16 protein-coding genes and 2 pseudogenes are annotated in these 23,853 nt (G+C 63.8%); 9 read left to right on the forward strand and 9 right to left on the reverse strand.

Annotation, left to right across the window (positions count from 1 at the left end; translation table 11 throughout):
* The first annotated feature begins 67 nt into the window (after window positions 1-67).
* The 4 genes and pseudogenes from DNK10_RS06335 (at window position 68) to DNK10_RS26125 (ending at window position 3,156) form a co-directional block, all read left to right on the forward strand.
* Entirely contained in the window at window positions 68-793 is a 726-nt protein-coding gene (locus DNK10_RS06335; protein WP_131178490.1) for a MotA/TolQ/ExbB proton channel family protein, read from the forward strand.
* Between the two features lies 1 nt (window position 794).
* Complete coding sequence (locus tag DNK10_RS06340) at window positions 795-1,196, forward strand: ExbD/TolR family protein (protein ID WP_131178489.1); 402 nt, start codon at window positions 795-797, stop codon at window positions 1,194-1,196.
* Window positions 1,197-1,291: 95 nt separating this feature from the next.
* Window positions 1,292-2,230, forward strand: coding sequence for a LysR family transcriptional regulator (locus DNK10_RS06345; protein ID WP_131178488.1), 939 nt, complete (start codon window positions 1,292-1,294; stop codon window positions 2,228-2,230).
* Window positions 2,223-3,156, forward strand: a pseudogene (locus tag DNK10_RS26125) (prolyl oligopeptidase family serine peptidase). Before DNK10_RS06345 ends, DNK10_RS26125 begins: the two are co-directional and overlap by 8 nt.
* A 195-nt stretch (window positions 3,157-3,351) precedes the next feature.
* Here the strand turns inward: DNK10_RS26125 and DNK10_RS06370 are convergent.
* From DNK10_RS06370 to DNK10_RS06385, 4 genes are all read right to left on the reverse strand, one after another.
* Entirely contained in the window at window positions 3,352-4,008 is a 657-nt protein-coding gene (locus DNK10_RS06370) for a DUF6250 domain-containing protein (protein WP_131178485.1), read from the reverse strand.
* Between the two features lie 49 nt (window positions 4,009-4,057).
* Window positions 4,058-6,814, reverse strand: a complete 2,757-nt coding sequence (locus tag DNK10_RS06375) for an exo-rhamnogalacturonan lyase family protein (protein WP_131178484.1) — start codon at window positions 6,812-6,814, stop codon at window positions 4,058-4,060.
* Between the two features lie 21 nt (window positions 6,815-6,835).
* A complete protein-coding gene (locus DNK10_RS06380; protein WP_131190949.1) occupies window positions 6,836-9,067 on the reverse strand; it encodes a TonB-dependent receptor in 2,232 nt (743 codons plus the stop codon).
* Between the two features lie 77 nt (window positions 9,068-9,144).
* A complete protein-coding gene (locus tag DNK10_RS06385) occupies window positions 9,145-10,176 on the reverse strand; it encodes an ABC transporter substrate-binding protein (RefSeq protein WP_131178482.1) in 1,032 nt (343 codons plus the stop codon).
* Between the two features lie 293 nt (window positions 10,177-10,469).
* On the opposite strand from DNK10_RS06385, the gene DNK10_RS06390 reads away from it, so the two are divergent.
* On the forward strand, window positions 10,470-11,735 hold the full coding sequence (locus DNK10_RS06390) for an MFS transporter (RefSeq protein WP_131178481.1): 1,266 nt from the start codon (window positions 10,470-10,472) through the stop codon (window positions 11,733-11,735).
* Window positions 11,736-11,921: 186 nt separating this feature from the next.
* Complete coding sequence (gene glpT, locus DNK10_RS06395) at window positions 11,922-13,268, forward strand: glycerol-3-phosphate transporter (RefSeq protein ID WP_131178480.1); 1,347 nt, start codon at window positions 11,922-11,924, stop codon at window positions 13,266-13,268.
* Between the two features lie 149 nt (window positions 13,269-13,417).
* Here glpT and DNK10_RS06400 read toward each other — a convergent pair whose 3' ends face one another.
* From DNK10_RS06400 to DNK10_RS06415, 5 genes and pseudogenes are all read right to left on the reverse strand, one after another.
* Window positions 13,418-14,236: an ABC transporter ATP-binding protein gene (locus DNK10_RS06400; protein ID WP_131190950.1), complete on the reverse strand. Its 819-nt coding sequence runs from the start codon at window positions 14,234-14,236 to the stop codon at window positions 13,418-13,420.
* Window positions 14,233-15,750: pseudogene (locus tag DNK10_RS06405) on the reverse strand (ABC transporter permease); the annotation flags it as partial. The gene DNK10_RS06400 and the pseudogene DNK10_RS06405, both read right to left, overlap by 4 nt.
* A gap of 222 nt (window positions 15,751-15,972) precedes the next feature.
* Window positions 15,973-16,449 carry a type 2 periplasmic-binding domain-containing protein gene (locus DNK10_RS26130; protein ID WP_244216213.1) on the reverse strand — a complete coding sequence of 159 codons (477 nt, stop codon included), beginning with the start codon at window positions 16,447-16,449 and terminating at the stop codon, window positions 15,973-15,975.
* Between the two features lie 6 nt (window positions 16,450-16,455).
* The gene (locus DNK10_RS26135) at window positions 16,456-17,025 is read right to left on the reverse strand and encodes an ABC transporter substrate-binding protein (protein WP_244216214.1); all 570 of its coding nucleotides are present in this window, start codon (window positions 17,023-17,025) and stop codon (window positions 16,456-16,458) included.
* 105 nt (window positions 17,026-17,130) lie between these two features.
* Entirely contained in the window at window positions 17,131-18,084 is a 954-nt protein-coding gene (locus DNK10_RS06415; protein WP_131190952.1) for a LysR family transcriptional regulator, read from the reverse strand.
* 191 nt (window positions 18,085-18,275) lie between these two features.
* Between DNK10_RS06415 and DNK10_RS06420 the strand changes: the two genes are divergently transcribed.
* From DNK10_RS06420 to DNK10_RS06430, 3 genes are read left to right on the forward strand one after another with little or no spacing between them, the layout of a single operon-like run.
* Window positions 18,276-20,630 (forward strand): TonB-dependent receptor, encoded by a 2,355-nt coding sequence (locus tag DNK10_RS06420; protein WP_131190953.1) that lies wholly within the window; start codon window positions 18,276-18,278, stop codon window positions 20,628-20,630.
* 10 nt (window positions 20,631-20,640) lie between these two features.
* A complete protein-coding gene (locus DNK10_RS06425) occupies window positions 20,641-21,969 on the forward strand; it encodes an arylsulfotransferase family protein (RefSeq protein ID WP_131190954.1) in 1,329 nt (442 codons plus the stop codon).
* A 50-nt stretch (window positions 21,970-22,019) separates the two neighbouring features.
* Window positions 22,020-23,762 carry an aryl-sulfate sulfotransferase gene (locus DNK10_RS06430; RefSeq protein WP_131178473.1) on the forward strand — a complete coding sequence of 581 codons (1,743 nt, stop codon included), beginning with the start codon at window positions 22,020-22,022 and terminating at the stop codon, window positions 23,760-23,762.
* Window positions 23,763-23,853 lie beyond the last annotated feature (91 nt).

Raw genomic sequence — 23,853 nt, forward strand, 5'->3', positions numbered from 1 at the left:
TCCACGAGCCCGGGACAGCCCGGGTTCGAACCCCGTCATCGACATACCGTTTTCCGAGGAACGCATCATGAACCTGTTAGTGGACTCCCCCCTGCAATCGGTCGAACATGCCGTCATCTGGCTGCTGATCGGCTTTTCCGTCGTCACCTGGGGCCTGGCCCTGATCAAGGGCATCCAGTTCGCTCGCCAGCGCCATCAGGATCGCAAGTTCCAGAAGCTGTTCTGGTCAGCCACCAGTCTCGACTCGGCCGCCGAACTGGGCCAGAACCAGTCCGGCGCGGTAGCTCATGTGGCCCAGGCCGGCTTCGCCGCCATCCAGGTACCGGACGGCCAGCAGCCAGGTGACCTCAGTCAGGCGATCAACCACCAGGATCGCCTCGAACGCGCCCTGCGTCAGCAGATCCAGCGTGAGCGTCGTTCGCTTGAATCCGGTCTGGCGGTGGTCGCCTCTATCGGTTCCACCTCACCCTTCATCGGCCTGTTCGGCACCGTGTGGGGCATCATGGAAGCGCTCAAGGGCATCAGCGCGGCGGGCAACGCCAGCCTGGAAACCGTGGCTGGTCCGATTGGTGCCGCCCTGGTCGCTACTGGCGTGGGTATCGCCGTCGCGGTACCGGCGGTGCTGGTCTACAACTACTTCCTGCGTCGCCTCAAGCTGACCGCTGCGGATCTGGACGACTTTGCCCATGACTTCTACAGCCTGGCGCAGAAGAGTGCCTTCAAGGTTATTGTCCATCCGGGCGCCAAGCGCGGCGGTATCGCCAGCGGCCAACCTGTAAAAGAGGCGGTGTGAGATGGCTTTCTCGACCCAGGACAACGATGAAGTCCTCAGCGAAATCAACGTCACGCCGCTGGTAGACGTGATGCTGGTACTGCTGGTGGTGTTCATCGTCACCGCACCGCTGCTGACCAACTCGATTCCGATCAACCTGCCGAAGACCGAAGCCGTGGCCCCAGCAGATCAGAAAGACCCACTGGTGATCAGCATCGACGGTGACGGCAAGCTGTTCATCAACAAGGACGAGATTGAGCCGGAGTTGCTGGAAAGCAGCCTGATCCAGGCCAAGGCCGATGATGCCGAGCTGAAGGTGCAACTGCAGGCCGATGACCAGGTGGACTACGGTTCGGTGGCCAAGGCCATGGCCGCCATCGAGCGCGCCGGCATCACCAAGCTGGCGGTGATCACCGCACGCTGATTAACGGTACAACTGCCGCAACAGACCCTGGGGCCTGCAGCGATTGCTCAGGCCCTTGTCCATTTCCGACATCCCATTTCGTGGCTGTGCGCTCCATGCATATCGATCTTCGCCAACTTCGTCATTTCATCGCGCTGGTCGAACATCGCAACTTCACATCGGCCGCCGAGGCGATGAGCATTTCCCAGTCGGCGTTCAGCCGCAGTATCCAGGCGCTGGAGCAGGGTTTTGGTGCACGGCTGGTGGATCGCACCCGTAATCTGGAGCCGACCCGCAAGGGGCGTCTGGTGCTGGAGCATGCCAGGCGGTTGATTGGCGATGCCCAGGAGTTGCTAAACGAGGTACGCCAGTTCAACGAGCAGGACGCTGGCGAGGTGCGCTTCGCCTGTGGCCCGGCGCCCGCTGCCTGGCTCATGCCTCAGGCCATCGGCCTGTTCAACCGGCGTTTGCCCAAGGTTCGCCTGCGTTTTCAGGTGGATAACTGGCAGGCGTTGGGGCAGCGCCTGCTGGCCGAGGAGTTCGAGTTCTTCGTCGCCGATAGCCGTAACTTCGAGATCGATCCGGACTACCAGGTGCAGCCACTCAGTCAGCACCGCTGGGGTTTCTGTTGCCGCCAGGAACATCCACTGGCCGCGTTCGACGAGGTCACGGTTGAGCAGCTCCTAGGCTATCCGGTTGCCGGTACGGTGCGCCCGCCGAACCTGCGCAAGGCATTGGTCGAGCTCAGTGGCAAACCGGACTTCCAGACCAGTATCGAGTGCGAGAACGGCTACAGTCTGATCGCGGTGTTGCAGCATTCCGATGCCATCGGCACTACCAATGTCAGCGACAGCAACCCTCACCTCGGTGCGGGCGGTCTCAAGTTGCTCGCGGTGGCCGGGCTGGATATGCGGGGTGAGGAGTTCTACACCCATTACGGCATCATCAGCCGCGCCGGCTATCGCTTGTCCTACCCGGCGCAACTGCTGATCGAGAGCTTTCTCGACGCCGATCGCGAATTGCAGGTGCGCGAATCGGGGACGACGGATGCCTGACAGGCGTCTATTGCCACTGGTCTGGTTGCTGCTGTGGTGTGCACCAGCCGGCCTTGCCGATTCAGTCAGCGAAGCGAGGGTAGCGGCACGCTCTCAGCAAGGCGACCCCTATCCGCTTGCCGAGGTGTCGTTCGCTGGCGGTGTGCGGGGCTTGCCAGGGCTGGTGTACGAGCGCCGCGACGGATTCCGCCCATTGGCTCTCGACCTCTATCTGCCGCCCGGAGAAGCCCGCCCCAGCCCGCTACTGCTGTTCGTGCACGGCGGCGGCTGGTCGGGGGGCCATTCGCGTGCGCTGGGGGAGCTGGAGGATTTCCCGGCGCTGTTGGCGGAGCTGGCCGGGCGAGGTTACATAGTCGCTTTGATCGATTACCGCCTGAGCGGCGAGGCACACTTTCCCGCGCCGCTGGAGGCTATCCGCGCGGTCATGGTATGGCATCGACCCGACGCGAGTGGCGATCTGGGGCGCTTCGGCAGGGGCGCATCTGGCCGCCCTGGCGGCTTTCGACTCGCCCTTGCCGGTGCGTGCGCTGGTCGGCTGGTTCGGGGCCTATGACCTGTCGACCTTGCTGGCGGATGCAAGCTATCCGGACATCGCCGCGGCCGCCGGCAAGTTGCTGGGGTGCGCCCCGGCGGAGTGTTCCAGGGCGGTATCGCAGGCCGCCAGCCCGCTGGCGAGGCTGGGCAGGCGCGCTCCTGCGAGCCTGCTGATCCACGGTGACGATGATCGAGTGGTGCCCCCCGCGCAGTCGGTTGCCATGGCCGAGGCATTGCGCCGCCAAGGGGCCGAGGTCGGGCTGGTGCTGATCCCCGCCGTGGGGCACGGCCTGGTTGGATCGGAGCTGGCCGTCACCCGTGCAGCCAATCGCAGGGCCTTGGAGGCCAACGTGACATTCCTCGACAGGACGTTGCAGGGACGGGAGGAGTGATGGCGATTGCTTCCGTCTATCTGATCGTGGCCCTGGGAGCCGCGGTGGCTGGTTTCGCCCAGGGGCTTTCTGGGTTCGCTTTCGGCCTGGTAGCCATGTCGGCAGATAGTGCTGGGCCTGCTCACGGCTTCGGGAGTCGCTCTGCTCGCATCCTCCGTTCCGGCCCTGCTGATGGGGTGAGCGGTTCCCGACGAGCTACCCCAGTCGTGTCACGCGAAACGCCGAAATGGCCTGGCGCGACCAGACCTGGCGGAAACCGAAATGCCCCGGCGGCGGAAGCCCGTCGTGGCGGGCCTGGAAGAAGGTGTCGCCATCGACCAGATAGCGCGTGCCCCGGGCGTCCAGTTCAAGCGCGATGTGGTACGGGCGGTTGGCTTCGAGCAGGTGTGCCGGATCGAGGTATTCCCCCAGCACCAGGCGCTGGCCGCCGCCGTCGTAGCGGCGAAAGCGCGTGGTGCTGTTGTAGTTGCCACCCATGCCGACATAGTAGAGGGCCAGGCTGTCGTATTCGGCCAGGGCGCCGCTGCGGGTGAACAGGTCGGCGTTGCCCGGGTCGCGTGCCGCCCAGAACTGATTGAGGTCGGAAAGGCGGTCGTTGGCGCCGTCGCCCAGCAGCACCTGGCGCTGGAATTCGATGCGGTAGGCGCCGTCCAGCGGCTGTTTCAGCCACACGGTCACCCCGCGGGGACTGTCGATCAGCAGTTGGCCTCTTTCGGTCTGCACCCGGGTGGCCGGATCCTCGGCCTCGACGTGCCAGCGTTGCGTGGAGAAGTGGGAGAAGTCGTCTTCGAGCAGGATGTCCGGCAGCTTGTTGCCGCCGACGGGGTGCTCGGTGCACGAGGGAAAAGGCATGAGGTGTTCTCTGTTACGGCTGGGGCGCCGGTATGGCCGGCGTGTGGATTCAGTCGATGGTTGGCGGCGGGCCGGCCAGTGCCAATAGCGCCATGGCAGTCAGTCCCCACTGGGCGACGGCATTGGTCGACAGGTTGGCGGTCGCGGTGCTGCCCGAGCGCTGGTCGATCATTGAAACCGGCTCGGCTTCGCGTAGCGGATAGAGGTAGGCCGGCGTGGGAATCTGCCGATAGGTACGGTTGGGCCGCGGGATGCCGCCTTCACCCTTGCGGAACTCCTGCCAGGCGCGGCGTTGCAGGGCCGCATCGTGCAGGTGATTGCCGGCGAAGGCGCTGAGCCGGGCGTGGGCCTGGGTCAGGTTGGTCTTGGTCAGCGGCTGACCGAGCGCCTGGCGTTGTTCTTCAGCGCTGGCGTTGTACAGGCGGCAGTAGTCCAGCCAGGCGCGCTCGAACGTGGCTGAAGGCAACAATTGCAGCAGCTCGCCGCAGATCTCCGCCAGGCCGAATACTGCGCTCAGGTGCAGTACGTAGAGATGACCACTGTCGTTGCGATCGAAGCGCCCGCTGGCGATGTGCATGTCCGCCGAGCCACTGAAGAAACCCTGTGGCTGGCTGGCAATGCTTTCCATGCCATTGAGCAGGCGCTGGCGGATGCCGGCGTCGCCAGTGCGTTCCCACTCGGTCAGCCAGGCGGCGGCGATGGCGCCCCAGTCGATGCCGAAGAACAGGTTGACCTTGTCCGGATCCTGCGCCTTGCGCTGGCCGATCTTGCGCGCAGGCACTACGTCGCGCAGGGTGCGCAGGGCCTCGACCTGTTCGCGCAGCAGGTCGCCGGTGCGTTCGTCGGCAGTCAGGTAATACAGGAAGCGTCGGTTGGCAGCGGTGGACACGCGCAGCTGCTTGGCGCTGTCGCCCCAGTGCCGCACGTTGTGGCGCGAACCGAGTGGCGCGAAGGGGCCGAGGTGGTGCACGTCGACCTCACCGGTATGGCGAGTCATGGCTTCGGCCATGCGGAACACATCGGCCCGGCCGCTGCGCAAAAAGTAGTACCAGAGCCACAGATCGGTGCTCAGTTCCGAATTGTCCCAGGCGTAGCCACCGACATCGTAGCGCCACACATGGCGATCGCCATCGTAGGTGTGCATGACGTCGCCGTAGTCCCAGAAGCCATACCATTTGCGCTGCTCGACCTCGCCTTTGTAGAAGTCGAAGTACCAGGCCAGCTGTTTTTCCAGTTCGTCCTCGCCGGGGCGCTGTGGCTGGATCGGCGACCAGGCCGGGCCGAATACACCGGCGGCATGCAGGCGTTCCGGGCTGGCCTGCAACAGCGGTGGCTCCTGGATACGCGCGGCGATGGCCAGCAGGTGCTCGCTCGACGGCGTGGCGGCGAGCACTTCCAGTTGCAGTTCGCTGGTGCGCGCCACGCCCTTGGGAGAGCCGAAGCCGGGCTCGTAGTCCTCGTAGGTGATATCCAGCGCTTCGCGCTGCTTGGCGTGCGTGTCCTGGCCGAGGCCATCGTGGTAGAAGCGCAAGTCCATCGGCTCGGCCTGGGGCGCCCACAGCCAGAGGGTAACCTGGGCAAGATCGCGATGGGCATCTTCGATATCCAGCTGCGCTGGATAGCTCTGCCAGAAGTTGCGCAGACCGAATGCCACGCCGCCGTTGGGGGAGCCCAGGTAACCGACACCCGCAGCGCGCTCGCCATTGGCGACCTGCACCCAGCCCTGACCGCTGGCCGTGCGCTTGCTGATGCTGTACGCATCGGGGTGTGCCTGCAGCAGCCGATAGCTGCCGAATGCCGGCACGTAGCCAAGGTTTTCGGCTATCGGCGAAACCAGCGCAGGGGTGGCCTGGCCTGCCAGTTGTGCCGTCACCACCCCGGGGCCGGGATCACGACGCAAGCCGCTGAGCCCGCGCACCGATTCGCGCAGAAGGCCGCCATTGGCCGAAACGAAGCGCACGTGACGATCATGCAGAGGGGCGTCCAGCGGTACGCCGAAGCGCAGGCCGATGCCTTTGATGAAATCGCGCTGCTCATCACCGTCATAGACGATGGTATGCATCAGCCGCATGGCCGCAGAGCCCGCATAGAAGTACAGGCGCACGGTGAACGGCAGCAAGGCCGGCAGCCCTGGCGTTTCACTGCGGTGTTCGCCGCGCAGGGTAATGACCGCGCGTACCGGGCCAGGCTGCTCGACTTCCACCTCAGTGACATGGCTGCGATAGCGGCGTGTCACCACCTCGTCCCGATCGGGATCGCCCTGTACCTGCAACACCAGTTCGCCGGCCAGCAGTGCCGGCTGATCCTTGCGCAGGATGCGTTCGATCAGCAGCGAACCACTGCGCGGGATGACGCAGCGCAGGGCGCCGGTATCGACGGTGATGGATCCAGGCGATTCGCTGACCAGTGAAGATCCGCGCGCTTCGACCGCTGGTACGGGTTGCAGGCCATAGTGCTCACTGGGCGCCGGATGAGGCGCCAGGGCATGCGCCGACCATTTCAGCGAACCATCCGGCCACCAGGCCAGGGGCCAGCTCTGCAGCGGCAGGGCGCGGCCCACGGCATCGCGGATCTCGAAGCCGCTGTCACCGGGCACCTGGCCCTGAGCCCAGGGCGTACCCCAGGTGACACCAGCGAAGGCTGGTGGCAATTCACCGTCCAGCCAGTGCAGGGCGGCGCCTGCGGGTGCGCTATTGCCTCGGCCAGGTGAACGTGCCAGGGCGCCGGCCGCCAGCAGGGGGGTGGCCAGGGCGGCGAGGCCGCTGCCCTTGACGAAGGTTCGGCGGGAGAAGGTCAGTTTGTGCATGGCGACACCCGTTCTTAAGCTTTAAAAGTCGTAGCCGAGCGTCACACCCAGGGTGCGCGGTTCGCCGCGGTTGCCGTACACCTCGCCATAGCTGCCGGCACTGAGGGTGCGGTAGTAGGTCTTGTTGAGGGCGTTGTTCAGCCATACCGAGGCATTCCAGCGACCGTCGTCGTACTGGCCGCCGAGACCGGCGGAGAGGTTGAGCAGGCCGTAGCCGGGGATGCGGGTGTAGCGCGAGTTGTCGACGGTGCCATAGGCCCAGGAACGGTAGTTCCAGCGCGCCTGAACGTGAGCGTCGAGGCCGTCGCCCAGCCCCCAGTCATAGCGGCTTGTCAGGTTGTAGGTGACCTTGGGTGAGCGGAAGACCTGCTCGCCGGAGAGGTCGCAGGTGGCCGGTGCATTGCCGGCCAGGGTCACCTCGGCCGGGCAGCGGGCGTTGTCGAATTCCATGTAGCTGGCATCGAGCAGGGTGCCGTCGAGGTTCAGGCTCAGACCCTCGATGGGCGTCAGGCCGATGCTGGCCGCCACGCCGCGAGAACGGATGCTGCCGGCGTTGATCAGGTACGAGGTCTGGAATTCCTCGTCATAGGCGCTGGTCTGGAAGTCGTTTACCCGCGACCAGAACAGCGCCACATCCGCGCTCAGGCGCTGATCGAACCATTTGCTCTTGAGGCCCAGCTCGGCGCCGCGGGTGGACTCCGGCAGGATGAACAGGCTTTCGGTACCGGCACTGCCTGCTGCGCCGGAGGAGATGTTCAGGCCACCGGCTTTTTCGCCGTAGCCCAGGGTCAGGTAGCCCTGTACATCGGGCTGGAACCAGTAGCTGAAATTGAGCAGCCCGGACGGCAGGAATTTGCGCTGCACCAGCTCGCCGGAATCGAAGTCGTTGCGGTTGACCCGCACGAAGGAGCCTTGCTTGCGCTGATGGGTGCCGCGCACGCCCGCGGTAATGTCGAACCGGTCGGTGACGTGCCAGGTGCCCTGGGTGAACAGTGAGAAGATGCGCTCGTCGATTTCGCCCCAGCGCTGCACCAGTTTGCCGTTGAGGGCGTTGTTGCCATACCAGGTGGAGGCCTGGTCGTTATCGGCGTAATGGTCGTGGGCGTAGGTGTCGAGGTTTTCGCCGAAGTACAGGGCACCGAGGGCGTAGTCGAAATGCTCGCCGCGCGGTGAATCCAGGCGGATCTCCTGCGACCAGATACGGTCTCGCACATCGGCGCCGCTGTCCGAGTACAGCGGAATGTCGAGGGTGTCGGTGGTACTGGGCTTGTAACCGAAGTAGCGGAAGGCGGTGGTGGAGCGCAGGTTGTAGCCGCCATCCAGCGTCCAGTTGGCTTCGGCGGAAACGCCGCCCTGCTGCAGGCGGGTGTGATTCTCGTCGTCGGTGTTCACGCCACCGACTACCGGATGGGCGCCCGCAGCCTGGGCGCGCTCGAGGAACAGGTCACGGCCATTGGTTCGGTTGGTGGATTCCAGTACCGCTACCGGCGCGTTGCGTGCATCGTTCCAGTCGGCGATCAGGCGCAGGCTGAAGTCGTCGGCCGGCACCCAGAGCAACTGGCCGCGCACGCCATCCTTGAGGCTGCCGCCGAGCTGATGGCCGCTGTACTGGTTCTTGATGTAACCACCGCGCTCGCTATGGGAGACGTTGATACGCCCGGCCAGGGTTTCGCTCAGGGGGCCGGAGAACATCGCCTGGGTCTGGGTCAGGCCGCGCTGGCCGAAGGACTGGCGGATCGAGCCTTCTGGGGTGAACGTCGGTTTGCGCGTCTGGATGTCGATGGCGCCACCCGTGGTGCTGTAACCGTACAGTGTGCCTTGCGGCCCGGCCAGTACGGTCGCGCTCTCGATATCCAGCAGGTCGTTGGAGAGCATCCCCGGTCGGCTCAGGTAAACGTTGTCGAGGAACAAACCGATGCTGCTGGGCATGCCGATGTTGATCTCGGTACCGCCGCCGTCACCGATGCCGCGAATGGTCAGGCGCGTATCGAAGGGGTCGACCACCGCCACGTCCAGGCCGGGCGCCAGTTGCGGCAGGTCTTCCAGGGACTGGATACCCTGGCGTTCCAGTTCCTTGCCGTCGATCACGGTGGAGGAGCTGGGCGTGCGTTGTGGATCCTGTTGCAGGCGTTGGCCATCGACGCGCACGGTCTTCAGGCGGGCGTTGTCCTGGCTGATGTCGGCGCTCTGGGCCAGGGCCATGCCATGGGAAAGTGCCAGGGCCAGCGTGATAAGGGAGGGCAGGTGCTTCATGGTGTTTCCTTTCTGCGTGCAGGTGGCGCCCGCCGCCGGGCGTACCGGGCGGTGGGACAGGCAGTGGGGTTGAAGGATCAGGGCAGGTCGTTGGTCTGTTCGAGAAAACGTTTGTCGAGCCAGGCGTCGAGATCGACGGGGCGGCGGATCAGCCTGGCCTCCTGGGCGATCTCGATGGATTCGCGCAGCCGGGCGACGAAGGCGTCGTCCAGCTCCGGTGACAGCAACTGGGCCAGTTCGGCGCCCTCCAGCTCGGCACGCAACAGGCTCTGCGGGTAGCCGCTCTGCGAGGCTTGCAGTTCGATGTAGGCGTCGCGGTTGGCTGGATCGCCGGCCCAGCGCACGGTTTCACGCTGTACTTTGAGCAGGCGCTGCACCCACTGCGGGTGCTGTGTGGCGAAACGCTCGGTGACCAGCACCAGGCCGCTCAACTGACCGGCGCCATGCCTGGTGTGTTTGCTCGACACCGGCAGTTCGGCAAGGCCGCGCTGCGCCAGTGCCAGGGTATTGTTGCCACCCCAGGTGGCATCGATATGGCCGGCTGCCAGGGCTGCGCTGGCAGCGGCGAAGTCCAGATTGACGACCTGCAGATCGCGTTCGCGCAGACCGCTGGAACGCAGGGCGCTGATGAACGACAACTGCGCCGCCGTACCACGGAACAGGCCGACGCGTTTGCCCTTGAGATCCGCCAGGGATTTGATTGATGAGCCGGGGCGCACCGCCAGGTAATGGTTCACGCCACGGGCAGCGGCGGCGATCACGCGGGTATCGAGATTGCCCGACTTACCGACGATGCTGGCCAGGTCGCCCAGGAAAGCCATGTCCACCTGGCCATTGGCAAAGGCTTCGTTGATTACCGGGCCGGCGCCTTTGACGAACACCCATTGCACCTCGATGCCGTCGCCAGCGAATTCCTGTTCCAGACGCTTCTGCGCATGCAGTACGTCGACCAGGCCGCCGCCGGCGGGTTTGCCGCCTGCACCGATGTCGGAAACGGCGATGCGGATTTGCCCGGCTGCCAACGCGCCTTGTGCCAGGCACAGCAGTGCGAACAGAGCGAAGCCTGCTTGCAGGCGGTGAAGAAAAGTGGCGAGCCGGGAAACGGCCATGATCGGTGCTCCGTGAAGAATAGGGTGGCGCCAGGACTGCGATGGGCACGGACGATCAGGCAAAACAGGAAATCGAACTAATACTAAAAAATGATTTATTAAGTCATTTATTGCATAAGCGTGGTCTGGCGTGGCCTGCCGCCACTATGTGGAGACAGCAAAAAAACTATGCTCGAAATGCATTGGTGCCAGGGCTGATGCCGACGTTGAATGCCCGCCGGTTTTTGTCTCGCGCGCGCCGGGCTGCAGAGGCTTGCGGCCCGGTATCGCGACCTTTCGTTATCGGACCTCCCATGCCCAACACGCCAGCCGCTGCCTCGCTGCAAGATCGTCCCGCCATGTCGCTGTTGCTGCTGATCAGCCTGACCCATCTACTCAACGACATGCTGCAGGCAGTGCTTCCGACTCTGTATCCGGCACTCAAGACCGAGTACGACCTCAGCTATGGGCAACTCGGTCTCTTGACCCTGGTATTTCATCTGGTTGGCGCACTTTGTCAGCCACTGATTGGCTATTGGGGCGATCGCCGCAGCCAGCCCTGGCTACTGCCTTCAGGCATGTTGTGCATGGCGGTCGGGCTGTGGCTGTTGGCGGAGGCCGAGTCTTTCAGCGGGTTGCTGTGGGTGGCGGCGCTGGTCGGGCTCGGTTCTTCGATCTTTCACCCTGAAGCGGCCCGCGCCTGTCGTCAGGTATCGGCCGGTCGTTTCGGCCTGGCGCAGTCGGTGTTTCAGCTCGGTGGCAATATCGGCTCGGCACTGGCACCGCTGCTGATCGCTCTCGTGCTGCTGCCCGCAGGTGCCCAGGGGATGACCTGGTTGCCGCTGCTGGCGCTAGTGGGGTTTATTCTGCTGGTGCGGGCCGGGCGTAGCGTGAAGCGACATCTCGGCGCGCGCTTGCGTATGAACAGCAGCTTGCCGCCAATGGCGAGCATCGGGCGGCGACACCTGCTGCTGGCGATGACCCTGCTCAGCGTGATGATCCTCTCCAAGTACGCCTACCTGGCGGCGATGGCCAACTACTACAGCTTCTACCTGATCGAGCGTTTCGAACTGAGCGTGGCCGAAGCGCAACTGCAACTGTTCGTTTTTCTCGCTGCCGTGGCGGTCGGCACCATGATGGGTGGGCCTCTGGGCGATCGCATCGGTCATCGCTGGGTGATTCTGCTGTCGTTGCTCGGCAGCTGTCCGTTCACTCTGCTGTTGCCGCACGTCGGGTTTTCCGCCTGTGTGCTGCTGTCGGTGGTGATCGGCGTGCTGATGGCGTCGGCCTTTCCCGCGATCATCGTGTATGCCCTGCAGTTGCTGCCGAATCGGGTCGGTCTGGTGGCGGGTTATTTCTTCGGGTTGACCTTCGGTGTGAGTGGTATTGCTGCCGCGGCGCTGGGGCTGCTGGCTGATCGCTGGGGGATAGAGGCGTTGTTCGTGGTGGTCGCGTGTTTGCCGCTGTGCGGACTGTTGGCGCTGTGGCTGCCGACTGGACAGCTTCACGCGCAATCACGGGAGGGAAACGGGGCATGTTGCGACGATACACATCAACCTTGTTGTTCGAGCATCGATTGATAGTTGCCGATTCCGCTCGACCCGGGTGACTTCGAATTGTCCTTCGGTCTGAATAAATCGCCTCGTTCGAATTCCAACAGTTTCTTGTCTTTACCGCTTCGGTAGTGAGTGCTATTTTCGTTAATGAAAATGTCATATAACTGTCATATTCGAGTGCGCAGCTAAAACAAGAACTGGAGTCCCTGGATGTTCGCCTTCTTCCGCCCAGCCCCTCATCGGGAAACCCTGCCTGATGAGCAGATAGACAACACCTACCGCCGCCTTCGTTGGCAGATCTTCGCCGGGATATTCATCGGCTATGCCGGTTACTACCTGCTGCGCAAGAACTTCTCGCTGGCCATGCCCTATCTGATCGAGGAGGAGGGCTATACCCGCGGGCAGCTTGGCCTGGCGATGTCTGCCATCGCCATCGCCTATGGGCTGTCGAAGTTCCTCATGGGACTGGTGTCCGACCGCTCCAATCCGCGTTACTTCCTGCCATTCGGCTTGCTGGTATCGGCGGGCGTGATGTTCGTTTTCGGTTTCGCGCCTTGGGCCACGTCCAGCGTCACCATGATGTTCATCCTCCTGTTCATCAACGGTTGGGCCCAGGGCATGGGCTGGCCGCCCAGTGGTCGAACCATGGTGCACTGGTGGTCGCAGAAGGAACGCGGTGGCGTGGTTTCGGTTTGGAACGTCGCCCACAACGTTGGTGGTGGCCTGATCGGGCCGTTGTTCCTGGTGGGAATGGGCCTGTTCAACGACTGGCATGCGGCGTTCTATGTCCCTGCTGCAGTGGCCTTGCTGGTGGCCTTGTTCGCCTTCGCCACCATGCGTGATACCCCGCAATCGGTCGGCTTGCCGCCCATCGAGCAGTACAAGAACGACTATCCCGAGGGCTACGACGCCAGCCACGAGAAGGAATTCAGCACCCGCGACATCTTCGTCAAGTACGTGCTGCGCAACAAGATGCTCTGGTTCATCGCTCTGGCCAACGTGTTCGTCTACCTGCTGCGCTACGGCGTGCTGGACTGGGCGCCGACCTACCTGAAGGAGGTCAAGCACTTCACGGTCGACAAGACCTCGTGGGCGTATTTCTTCTACGAGTGGGCAGGCATTCCCGGCACGCTGCTGTGCGGCTGGATGTCGGACAAGGTGTTCCGCGGCAACCGCGGCCTGACCGGCGTGGTGTTCATGGGGCTGGTGACGGTCGCGACCGTGGTGTACTGGCTCAACCCGCCAGGCAACCCGGTCGTCGACATGGCCGCGCTGTTCTCCATCGGCTTCCTGATCTACGGCCCGGTCATGCTGATCGGCCTGCATGCCCTGGAGCTGGCGCCGAAGAAAGCAGCGGGTACTGCCGCAGGCTTCACCGGTCTGTTCGGTTACCTGGGTGGTTCGGTCGCCGCGAGTGCGGCAATGGGCTACACCGTCGACCACTTCGGCTGGGACGGCGGCTTCGTGCTGCTGGTCGGCGCCTGTCTACTGGCGATCGTGTTCCTGATCCCCACCTTGTGGCACAAGCAGATTCCTAGCGAAGAACGCGCTGCTTGATCCTGATCAACCACCTTGGCCGCCCGGATCCTTTGGAGTCAGGCAGCCGAGGTGGTTCGTTAAGTCGGTAGGTGGGGGCGACGGTGATTCGCTTCAGCCCATCCCTTGCCATCACGCTACCGCTTTTCCCCTTTCTCGATGCCGAGCGCTCACCAGGCAATGGAAGCCAGCGGCAGGTCTTCCACTCGCGGTGGTGGGGCGCGGTATTCGCCGTCGCCGGTAAGTTGGAACAGCAGGTCTTCGCGTAACTGCAGGAAGTCGTAGCTGTTGCGGTTGCGCGGATGCGGCAGGTCGATATCGACGATGCGCTTGATTCGCCCCGGTCGCGGCTCCATCACTACCACGCGGTCGGCAAGAAAGATGGCTTCCTCGACATCGTGGGTCACCAGCAGGCTGGTGATGCCAGCGCGGGCGCGGATGGTCAGCAGTTCTTCCTGCATCTGTTGGCGAGTCAGTGCATCCAGTGCACCGAAGGGCTCGTCGAGCAGCAGGATACGCGGGCTGCATACCAGGCCGCGAGCGATGGCCACGCGTTGTGCCATGCCGCCGGAGAGTTGGTGCGGATAAGCCCGCTGGAAGCCATCGAGGCCAACCAGATGAACGAACTCGTTGACCCGGCGCAAGCGCTCGGCCTGGGTCAGGTTTTCGTTGACCAGGCCCAGCTCGATGTTCTGCTCCACGCTCAACCAGGGGAACAGGCGGTGTTCCTGAAAGACGATGGCGCTTTCGCTGCCAATGCCGTCGACTGCCTTGCCGTCGATCTGGATGCTGCCGCGAAACTGGCGGTCGAGGCCGATCAGCAGGCGCAGCAGGGTGGACTTGCCGCACCCGCTGGAGCCGAGGATGGCGATGGATTCGCCTTCGGCGATCTGCAGGCTGAATTCGCGGATCGCTTCGAGCTCGCCGCTCTCCACGGGAAAGAACTTGCCGACTTTGTCGAAGCTGACGATGGGAGCTGGGGCGGTCATGCGTTTCTCCAGCGCGTGGCACGCGCTTCGATCAGTTGTCCGAGGTGGTTGAGCAGGGCGCCGGTGAGGCCGATCAGCAGCATGCCGGCCATCACCTGATCCATGCGGAACAGTTGCTGGGCGCCGATCATCAGGCTGCCGATGCCACCATTTGAGGGCATGAAGTATTCGGCACCGATGGTGCTCAGCCAGGCGAAGATCAGGGCCAGCTTCAGACCGGCGAAGATCGCTGGCGCGGCGCCGGGCAGGATCAGGCGCAGCAGGCGCTGGCGGTTGTTCAGGCGCAGGGCGCGGGCGGCTTCGTCGAGTTGTGGCGACAGGTTGACCACGCCGCGCTGGGTGGCGATCAGCAAGGGGAAGAAGGTGGCCAGACTGACGAACACCACTTTGGCCAGCTCGCCGAGGCCAAACCAGGCGGTGAGCAGCGGCACCCAGGCAAAAATCGCGATCTGCCGCAGGGCGCTGAGCGTCGGCCCGCAGAGCCGTTCGGCTGGTCGCCACAGCCCCAGGATCAGCCCACTGAGCAGGCCAAGACTGCTGCCCAGCAACAGACCGCCGACAGCACGACCGAGGCTCTGCAGCATGGCCTGGATCAGGCTGCCATCGACGAGGCCTTGCCAGGTGGTGCGCAGCACATCCAGCGGGGCGACCAGAATGCTCGCGTCGACCCAGCGCGCCATCACCGCGACCTGCCACAGTGCGGCCAGTCCCAGTGGCAACAGCCAGGCCTGCAGGCGCGCCCAGCCCTTCCCCCGGCCACGCAGGCGCAATTCGGCAGTGGGCGGATGTGGCCAATAGATCAGGTGTGCGTCGAGCCATTGCACGCCGCGGTCGAAGACGATGCCGAACAGGCCGATGACCAGAATGCAGACGAACACGATATCCAGCATGAACAGCTGGCGCCCCCAGACCATCAGATAGCCGATGCCCTCGCTGGAGGCCAGCAGTTCCACCGCCAGCAGCGACGACCAGCCGGTAGCCAGCGCCAGACGCAGGCCAGCCATGAACGAGGGCAGGGCAGCGGGAATCACCAGGCGGGTGATGCGCAGGTGCCAGGGCAGGCGCAGAACCGCCGCTGCTTCACGTAGGCGCGGTTGCGCGTCACGCACGCCGACCAGGGTGTGTACGGTGATCGGCACGATCACCGCCTTGATCAATACCACCAGCTTGAGTGCTTCGCCGATGCCGAACAGCAGCATGAACAGCGGAATCCAGGCCAGGGTCGGCACCTGAGCCAATGCCGCGAAGGTCGGGTAGATCAGTCGTTCGGCACGGCCACTGATGCCCAGCAACGTACCCAGCAGCACACCGGCCGTCACACCACCGAGCAGGCCGTAGGCGAGGCGTTGCAGGCTGATGCCAAGATTGAACCAGAGTTCGTCTCTAGCCAGTTCCAGCAAGGTCTGCCAGACCAGCGCCGGTGTCGGCAGGATCTGTTCGCTCATCCAGCCGAAGCGGCTGGCCAGGTACCAGAGTGCAAACAGGCCCACCGGCAGCAACCAGGGCACCAGGCGGCTGGTCGAGAAGCCCGTGCGGGTATGGCCCTGAGCTTGAGAAATGGGCAGAGGCGGCGCACTCATGAGGGCGTTCCGTCAGCGTCAGGCTTATGACTGGATGTTATTTTTTGCATAAAAGATCGAATATAAATTCTTTCGGGAAATAAGAGCCTGCATTAAAAGTGCCTCGTAAGGGGACGGCCAATGCATTCGCCACATATCTTCCATGCCTGGGGCGCATCACTCGGCCGTGCCTGAGGCGTCGTAGCGTTGCCAGCGGTTCTGCAGGCTCTGCCGTTCGATTGCCTGCTCGACGAAGCGCGGCTCGAACCATTCCTCGACCTGGAAGGTGCGGCGGATCAGCCCCAGTGCCTTGGCTTTGTCGATGCTGTCCTGATAGCTGTGACGCAGGAAGGTATCGAGCAGCGGCGAGGCACGAAACGCGAGGTCATCGCCCTGGTATTCCCGAGCGTAGAGCTCGGCGGGTACCGCGCTCTGTTGCGAGAGCAGGGCGATGTAGGCGTCCAGATTCTCCGCCCTGGAAATCCAGTCGGCATTGGCGACCAGCACGTCGACCAGCTTCTGGGTCGCCTCAGGGTAGCGCTCGATAAAGGCGTTGCTGGCGATTACCCCCGTCTGGGTGGTGGCGGTAACTGGCAACTGCTTGGTGCTGACCGGAAACTCGATGGCCTGTTTGCCCAGCGCCAGGATGCCCATGCCGGATCAGGCCGCGTCGATCTGTCGGCCCGCCAATGCGGCGCGGGCCGCGCTCCAGTCCAGACTGAGGATACGCAGGTCGCGCTCTTTCAGCCCGGCCGCGTCCAGCACTCGGGCGAAGGACAACTGATCGGCGGTGCCGCGGTACACCGAGACCCGCTTGCCCTTGAGATCTTCCAGCGTCTTGATGCCTGACTCGGGTGTTGCCGCCAGGTACATGTTGGCGCCTCGGCCGCCGAGGATCAGGCGGGTATCCAGGCCCGAGGAGCGGCCAATGATCGCCGCCAGATCGCCGAGCCCGGCGAAGTCCAGCTGGCGATTGGCGAAGGCTTCGTTGACCGCAGGGCCCGCGCCCTTGAAGAAGTGCCATTCGACCTTGGTGCCATCGGCGGCGAAGGCTTCTTCCAGCTGTTGGCGAATATGCGCCAGGCCCAGCACGCCGGAGGCGAAGGGCTTGTCGCCCGCACCCTGATCGGGCGCGCCAATGCGGATCACCGCCGGCTGCTCGGCTGCCTGGGTGATGAGGGTGGTCAGCGCCAGCAGGGCGCCGCAGAGCAGGGAGGGCAGTCGGATCATGAGCCGGTCTCGGTAAGGAATCGTGATGGCCATTTCACGAATCCTCCGTCCGGCTGACAAACGCAAAGCGGGAATACTTTGTATGCATGGCGTGCAACACAGGCACTAGACCCCTACCTGTGTCAGTGGCATGCCTGCCATCTGGTCGGCGAGCCCGGCATCGCTGCGCTCGATCTGCTCGACCATGGCCCGGGCCAGCGGCGACAGTGCGCGGCCAACGCGGCTGACGATGCCATAGCGGGTATTGAGTTCTTCCAGGTGGCAGGGCAGGTCGTGGATCTCGAGAATCTGCAGTTCTTCGCTCAGCAGGTAGTCCTCCAGGTTGACGGGATTGGCGATGCCGATGGCGTCCGAATAGCGCACCACGTTGAGCAGAGCATGGCTGTATTCGCATTCCACCGCTGGCGCGAAATCACGACGGCCGCTGTATTCGGTGAGCACCTTGCGGATGTTCGGCGGCCGAAAGGTGGTGGCCAGCGGATAGCTGAACAGCTCGGCGCAACTGACGCTGGGTTTGCTGGTGAGCGGATGGCCGATGCGGCAGCAGAAGTGCCATTTCTGTGGGCGCAGGCGAGTGATGCGGTAATCCGGATCGGCCTCGAAGCGGCGGGTGTCGGCGACGAAGAATTCGATCTCCTCGGCCACCAGGCGCTTGTTCAATTCCTGCCAGTTATCGACCTGAAAATGCACCCGCGCCTTGGGGTAATCGCCGATGAAGCGCGCCACCGCCCGTGGGATCAGTTGTGCCGCGGGGGCCGGGCCGCTGCCGAACAGCAGGGCGCCGGTACCGGCATCGTTGAACCGGCTGATTTCGTTGTTCAGGTCGTGGGCATCGCGTAACAGCCGCCTGGCGTGCTCCAGAACTACCAGGCCCTGCTTGGTGGGCGGCAATTCCTTGCTCGCCCGATCCACCAGCTGAAAGCCCGCAGCATGTTCCAGCGCCTGGATGCTGCGGCTGAAGGCGGACTGCGAAAGGCTCACCGCTTCGGCCGCAGCGACAAAGCTGCGGTGCTCGGCAAGGGCGACGAAGTGACGGAGCTGGCGGAGATCTATATGCATTTTCTACATGGAAAAATTCGGTCGAATGCAATTGCTGCAACGGCTCGTGGCTCTTTATAAAGGTAATCGCTTATTACGAAAACATCGAAGTAAGAATAAATAAATACCTATATCGAATATAAAAGAGTCCGTCTGCGCCCGATTCGCCTCCGCCATACGGCAGCGCTCGCCGCGATCTCAAGGAGCAACACATGAACTCGAGCCATCCCGAGCGCATTACCGTCCCATCGATTCCCCTGAAACCCCTGGTTGCCGCCCTGTTGCTCGGCTCTGCCGGCCTGGCGCTGCAGGCACGTGCCGACGACGCCGCCAGCAGCGGCGCCCAGGTCTCGGTCGAGAGTGGCACGGCCCTGGGCACGGTCACCGTCAATGCCCGACGCCGCGAGGAAAGCGCCCAGTCGGTACCGACGCCGATCAGCGTGCTCGGCGGCGAGACCCTGGAGAACCAGCGCATCTACCGGGTACAAGACATCCAGCAACTGGTGCCCAGTACCAGCGTCGCCTATGTGCATGCGCGGCAGTCGAGCATTTCCATCCGTGGCCTGGGCAACAACCCGGCTAGCGACGGCCTGGAGGGCAGCGTCGGGGTGTACCTGGACAACGTCTACCTCGGCCGCCCCGGCATGGCGGTGTTCGACCTGCTCGACGTGGAGCAGATCGATGTACTGCGTGGCCCCCAGGGTACGCTGTTCGGCAAGAACACCACCGCGGGGGTGCTCAACATCAGCACCCGCAAGCCGACCTTCACACCCGAGCGCAGCATCGAGACCTCGGTGGGCGAGGACGGCTACTTCCAGACCAAGGGCAGCATTTCCGGCCCGTTGAATGACACCCTGGCTGGACGTTTTTCCGCCTATCGCACTCGCGACGATGGCTACGTCGACAACGTGCACAATGGCGACACGCTAAACGGCGGGGCGCGTCAGGGCTTTCGCGGACAGTTGCTGTTCCAGCCTAGCGAGACCTTCAACCTGCGCTGGATCGGCGAGTACAACGAAGAGGATTCCAACAACGGTATCCTCTCGCTGTACAGCACCGGGCCGACCATCAACGGCGTCAACCGATACGAGCAGCGTGCGGCCGCCGCTGGCGCGACCCTGGTGTACGGCAAGGATCGCAAGGTCAACCTGGATTCCGACCAGCAGGTCACGGTGTTCCAGGGCGGCACTTCGGTAGAAGCCAACTGGACGCTGCCCAACGATTTCACCCTGACCTCCATCAGCGCCTATCGCTGGTGGGATTTCACCCCGCGAAACGATGACGGTCTCAACGTCTCGGCCTCGATCAATGCCGGTGTGCGGGTGCGCGACAAACAGTACTCCCAGGAGATCCGCCTGGCCTCGCCGAGCGGTGGTGCCTTCGACTACGTATTGGGTGCCTATTACTTCAAGCAGGATCTGGATAATCGCCAGCACAATATCTACGGCCCGCTGGCTGATGTGTGGAATGGCACTGCTACGGGCGCACTGGCCAATGTCAGCAGCTTCGGCAACGGCCATATCGATACCGACAGCTATGCGCTGTTCGCCCAGGGTACCTGGCACCTGACCGACAAGCTGGATTTCACCGCCGGTATCCGTGGTACCTACGAGGAGAAGCAAGCCTGGGTGACTCGCGATGCACCACTCGGCGGTGCAGTGGTCAGCGGCGCCGCTGCCGCGCAGCGCGAGGGCCGGCATGGTGCGTTCGATTCCGGCGATCTGAGCCAGCACAGCTTCAGTCCTTCCGGGCTGCTCAGCCTGAGCTACCAATTCAACCCGCAGATGCTCGGCTACGCGTCGCTGTCCCACGGCGAGAAATCCGGCGGGGTCAACCTCACCGTGGGTTCCGCACCGACCGCCGGGGTCGACTCGCTGCTGGTCGGCACCGAGCGCGCCAACAACGCCGAACTGGGCTTCAAGAGCACGCTGCTCGACAACCGCCTGCTGCTCAATGCCAACCTGTTCTGGACCGAGGTCAACGGCTACCAGGCCAATGCCTATGACCAGGTGACCCGCACCCAGTACCTGACCAACGCCGGCTCGGTACGCTCGCGCGGCGTCGAGGCCGAAGCCACCTGGCAACCGCTGCGCGGGCTCACCCTGAACGCCAACGGTTCGTTCAACGACGTGCGCTACAGCGATTACGAAGACGCGCCCTGCGCCCCGGAAGTGGCGTTCCAGGACGGCGCCCCGGCGTCCTGCGACCTCACCGGCCACCAGGTGGTGGGCGCCTCGAAGTGGATCGCCAATCTCAACGGCAGCTATCGCTGGGATCTGGACAACGGCCTGCAACCCTACGTCAACGCCAGCTATGCCTTCCGTTCCCGGGCGGTGGGCACCATCGACGATTCCGAGTACGGGCAGATCCCCAGCTATGCCGTGGTCAACCTGTCCACCGGCCTGCGTGGCGACCTGGGCGATGGGCAGTGGGATGTCTCGCTGTGGCTGAAGAACGCCGGTGACAAGACCTATTTCACCAGCCTGTGGAACGGTGCCAACGGCGGTTACGCCGGCGTGCTCGGCACGCCGCGCACCCTGGGCATGACCGCCCGCTACGACTTCTGAGGAGAAACGGATGAAACCGCGACTGCATACCCTGGCGCTGGCCGCCTCCCTGTTGGCCGGCGTCGCCCAGGCCGCCCCGAGCGTCTACCCGACGGGTGTGACCCGCTATGACCCGGAAAAGGCCTGGAATGGCTACGTGCTGTTCGGCGCCGCCGACGACAAGACCTACCTGGTCGACGCCAACGGCAACGAAGTCCGCCGCTGGGATCATGTCGGCTTCCCTTCGCAACTGATCGATCCGGCGGTCAACGGCGGCAAGCGTGGGCATGTACTGGTGCGCTTGGAAAAACGCCAGGAACTCGATCCGCGCGGCTTCGGCAACGGCCTCAACACCCATGCCATCGGCGAACTGGACTGGGATGGCAAGCCGGTATGGAAATGGGGCGAGCAGGCGCCGACTGGTTCGGCGCTCCAGCACCATGACTGGCAGCGCCTGGCCAATGGCAATACCTTGCTGCTGGCCAACAAGCTGCACAGGATCGATGGCTTCAAGCTGGATGAAACCATCGATGACGCGATCTACGAGGTCGACCCGAGCGGCAGGATCGTCTGGCAGTGGCTGGCTTCCGAGCACCTGGAGGAATTCGGTTTCACCCCGGAGCAACTCGAGCTGGTGCGCAACACCGACAAGGCCGACTACCTGCACTTCAACGACCTCAAGACCCTCGGTTCGAACAAATGGTACGAGCAGGGCGATGAGCGCTTCCATCCCGACAACCTGATCGTCGATTCGCGGGAAGCCAACTTCGTCGCCATCATCGACAAGCAGACCGGCAAGGTGGTGTGGAACCTGGGGCCGAACTATCCGAAGCTGGCCCCGGTCAATGCACCACTGCCGCGCCCGGTGGATCAACTGGCCGGCTTGCACGACGCCAACCTGATCCCCAGGGAGTATCCGGGCGAGGGCAATATCCTGATCTTCGACAACCAGGGCGGTTCTGGCTACCCGGCGCTGCCGGCCAGCGTCATCAGCGGCTCGCGCGTGGTCGAAATCGACCCGATCAGCAAACGGATCGTCTGGCAGTACAGCGCGACGGATTCGGCCCAGCCGCTGTGGCAGTTCAACAGCACTTTCATCAGCAGCGCCCGGCGCCTGCCCAACGGCAATACGCTGATCGATGAAGGCATGTTCGGGCGCATCTTTCAGGTGACGCCGGCTGGCGAGATCGTCTGGGAGTATGTGAGCCCTTACTTCGGCAAGTTCCCCTACGGCAATGCCACCAGCAACTGGGTCTACCGCGCCCAGCCCGTTCCCTACGACTGGGTTCCGGCCGGCACGCCACGCAGTGAAAAGGCGGTCGTAGCACCGGCACTGAGCGATTTCCGTATTCCCCAATAACACCCATGGCGGGCGGCGCTGGTGCGTCGTCCAAATGCTTCGGAGCCCCTATGAGCAATCACAACCCATCTCACGATAACCAGCTTGAGGACGGCCTGCCCGAGGGCGCCTGCCTGACTGCCGGTATCCCAGACAGTACGGTCAGCCGCCTTGGCGCCATCGTGCTCAATCCCTATGGCATCGCGCCGCTCACCGCGCTGATCCGCGATGGCGGGCAGACGCTCAGTGATGCCCGTGTGAGGGTACTGGGCCGTGGCGAACAGGGCATCGATATCGATTATCCGGTAAGCGACAAGGCGCTGTGGACCCACGGCGGCATTCCGCTATTTGGCTTGTACCCCGATCATCGCAACGAGGTGGAAGTCGCCTACACCCTCAAAGGCGAACGCGTCCGTGAGCGCTACACCGTCTACGCGCCGGCCGTGCGTCTGCCGAGCATCGCCGCTCAGCAAGGCGCATTGCCGCAGGTCGAACCGGTCAAGGTCGACGCTTCCCTGAAGAACCGTCTGTACCTGTTCAACCATCTGCTGACCGAGGTGCCCGGCAGCAACCGCCAGTTGAAATGGAATGCACAGGGCGGTGCCGCCGAATGGGATTCGGTGGGCATCAACTGGATTACCGACAGCAACGGCGATGTGCGCTGGTACCTGGATATCGAGCGCCTGCACGACTCGACCCGGGTCGATGGCCTGGGCGCCAGCATGGGCTTCCAGCAGACCGCCGATGGCAAGCTGATCTGGGGCCAGGGGCAGCGTTACTTCAAGCATGATCTGCTCGGCCGGCCGGTGTGGGAGCGCCGCTTGCCAGGCAAGTTCGCCGACTTCTCCCACGAGATCCGCCAGACCGCCAAGGGCACCTACCTGCTGCGGGTTGGCAGCAGCGACTACCGGCGCGACGATGGCAAGCAGGTGCGTTCGGTGCGCGACCAGATCATCGAGCTCGACGAGGCCGGCGAAGTGGTGGAGTTCTGGGATCTGGGGCGCATCCTCGATCCCTATCGCGCCGAGCTGTTGCACACGCTTGGCAAGGCGGCGGTGTTCCTACCCGAGGGTGCGAGTAGGGGCGATAGCCTGGTCGACAACGAAGCGCAGGAAGGCGAGAACCTGCCATTCGGCGATGTGCCGGGTGTCGGCATCGGGCGCAACTGGGCCCACGTCAACTCCATCGCCCATGACCCGTCGGACGACGGCATCATCGTTTCGGCGCGCCATCAGGGCGTGGTCAAGATTGGCCGCGACAAGCAGGTGAAGTGGATTCTCGCCGCGCCCCAGGGCTGGCGTACAGGGTTGCAGGACAAGGTGCTGACGCCGGTGGATGCCAGGGGCGAGCCGCTGGCGCTGGACGAACAGGGACGTTACGCCGATGGCTTCGACTGGTCGTGGACGCAGCACACCGCGTGGCTCAGCGGCAAAGGCACACTGACCGTGTTCGACAATGGCTGGGGCCGCGATTTCGCGCCGACACGCCTGGAAGGCAATTACAGCCGTGCGGTGGAGTACCGCATCGACGAGGCCAAAGGCACCGTCGAGCAGGTCTGGGAGTACGGCAAGGAGCGTGGCGACGACTGGTACAGCCCGATCACCTCGGTGGTGGAGTACCGCGCCGACAGCGATACGCAGCTGATCTACTCGGCCTCGGTGAGCTACCTCACTCGCGAGAAACTCACCCGCCCGGTGCTCAGCGAAGTGAAGTACGGCACTCAGGAAGTATTGGCCGAATACCGGGTCACCAGCCAGCAGCCAGGCAACGTCGGCTACCGCGCCCTGGTGATCGATCTGGCCAAGGCCTTCTGAGGCCGGCTGCAGGCGCTGGCGAGCAGGGACGATCGCCAGCTCCGTAGAGTGGATCGGGGCGCGTAGCTGACGCTTTACCTACGCGGCCCGA

Source organism: Phytopseudomonas daroniae, from assembly GCF_004327275.1.
Taxonomy (GTDB): domain Bacteria; phylum Pseudomonadota; class Gammaproteobacteria; order Pseudomonadales; family Pseudomonadaceae; genus Aquipseudomonas; species Aquipseudomonas daroniae.

Bases quoted from the DNA above. Each gene is read 5' to 3' on its own strand.
- DNK10_RS06425 (WP_131190954.1), top strand. From the start codon at position 20,641: ATGAAACCGCGACTGCATACCCTGGCGCTGGCCGCCTCCCTGTTGGCC.
- DNK10_RS06375 (WP_131178484.1), bottom strand. From the start codon at position 6,814: ATGCACAAACTGACCTTCTCCCGCCGAACCTTCGTCAAGGGCAGCGGC.
- DNK10_RS06415 (WP_131190952.1), bottom strand. From the start codon at position 18,084: ATGCATATAGATCTCCGCCAGCTCCGTCACTTCGTCGCCCTTGCCGAG.
- DNK10_RS06420 (WP_131190953.1), top strand. From the start codon at position 18,276: ATGAACTCGAGCCATCCCGAGCGCATTACCGTCCCATCGATTCCCCTG.
- DNK10_RS06400 (WP_131190950.1), bottom strand. From the start codon at position 14,236: ATGACCGCCCCAGCTCCCATCGTCAGCTTCGACAAAGTCGGCAAGTTC.
- DNK10_RS26135 (WP_244216214.1), bottom strand. From the start codon at position 17,025: ATGATCCGACTGCCCTCCCTGCTCTGCGGCGCCCTGCTGGCGCTGACC.
- DNK10_RS06335 (WP_131178490.1), top strand. From the start codon at position 68: ATGAACCTGTTAGTGGACTCCCCCCTGCAATCGGTCGAACATGCCGTC.
- DNK10_RS06380 (WP_131190949.1), bottom strand. From the start codon at position 9,067: ATGAAGCACCTGCCCTCCCTTATCACGCTGGCCCTGGCACTTTCCCAT.
- DNK10_RS06340 (WP_131178489.1), top strand. From the start codon at position 795: ATGGCTTTCTCGACCCAGGACAACGATGAAGTCCTCAGCGAAATCAAC.
- DNK10_RS06390 (WP_131178481.1), top strand. From the start codon at position 10,470: ATGCCCAACACGCCAGCCGCTGCCTCGCTGCAAGATCGTCCCGCCATG.
- DNK10_RS06370 (WP_131178485.1), bottom strand. From the start codon at position 4,008: ATGCCTTTTCCCTCGTGCACCGAGCACCCCGTCGGCGGCAACAAGCTG.
- DNK10_RS06345 (WP_131178488.1), top strand. From the start codon at position 1,292: ATGCATATCGATCTTCGCCAACTTCGTCATTTCATCGCGCTGGTCGAA.
- DNK10_RS06430 (WP_131178473.1), top strand. From the start codon at position 22,020: ATGAGCAATCACAACCCATCTCACGATAACCAGCTTGAGGACGGCCTG.
- glpT (WP_131178480.1), top strand. From the start codon at position 11,922: ATGTTCGCCTTCTTCCGCCCAGCCCCTCATCGGGAAACCCTGCCTGAT.
- DNK10_RS06385 (WP_131178482.1), bottom strand. From the start codon at position 10,176: ATGGCCGTTTCCCGGCTCGCCACTTTTCTTCACCGCCTGCAAGCAGGC.
- DNK10_RS26130 (WP_244216213.1), bottom strand. From the start codon at position 16,449: ATGGGCATCCTGGCGCTGGGCAAACAGGCCATCGAGTTTCCGGTCAGC.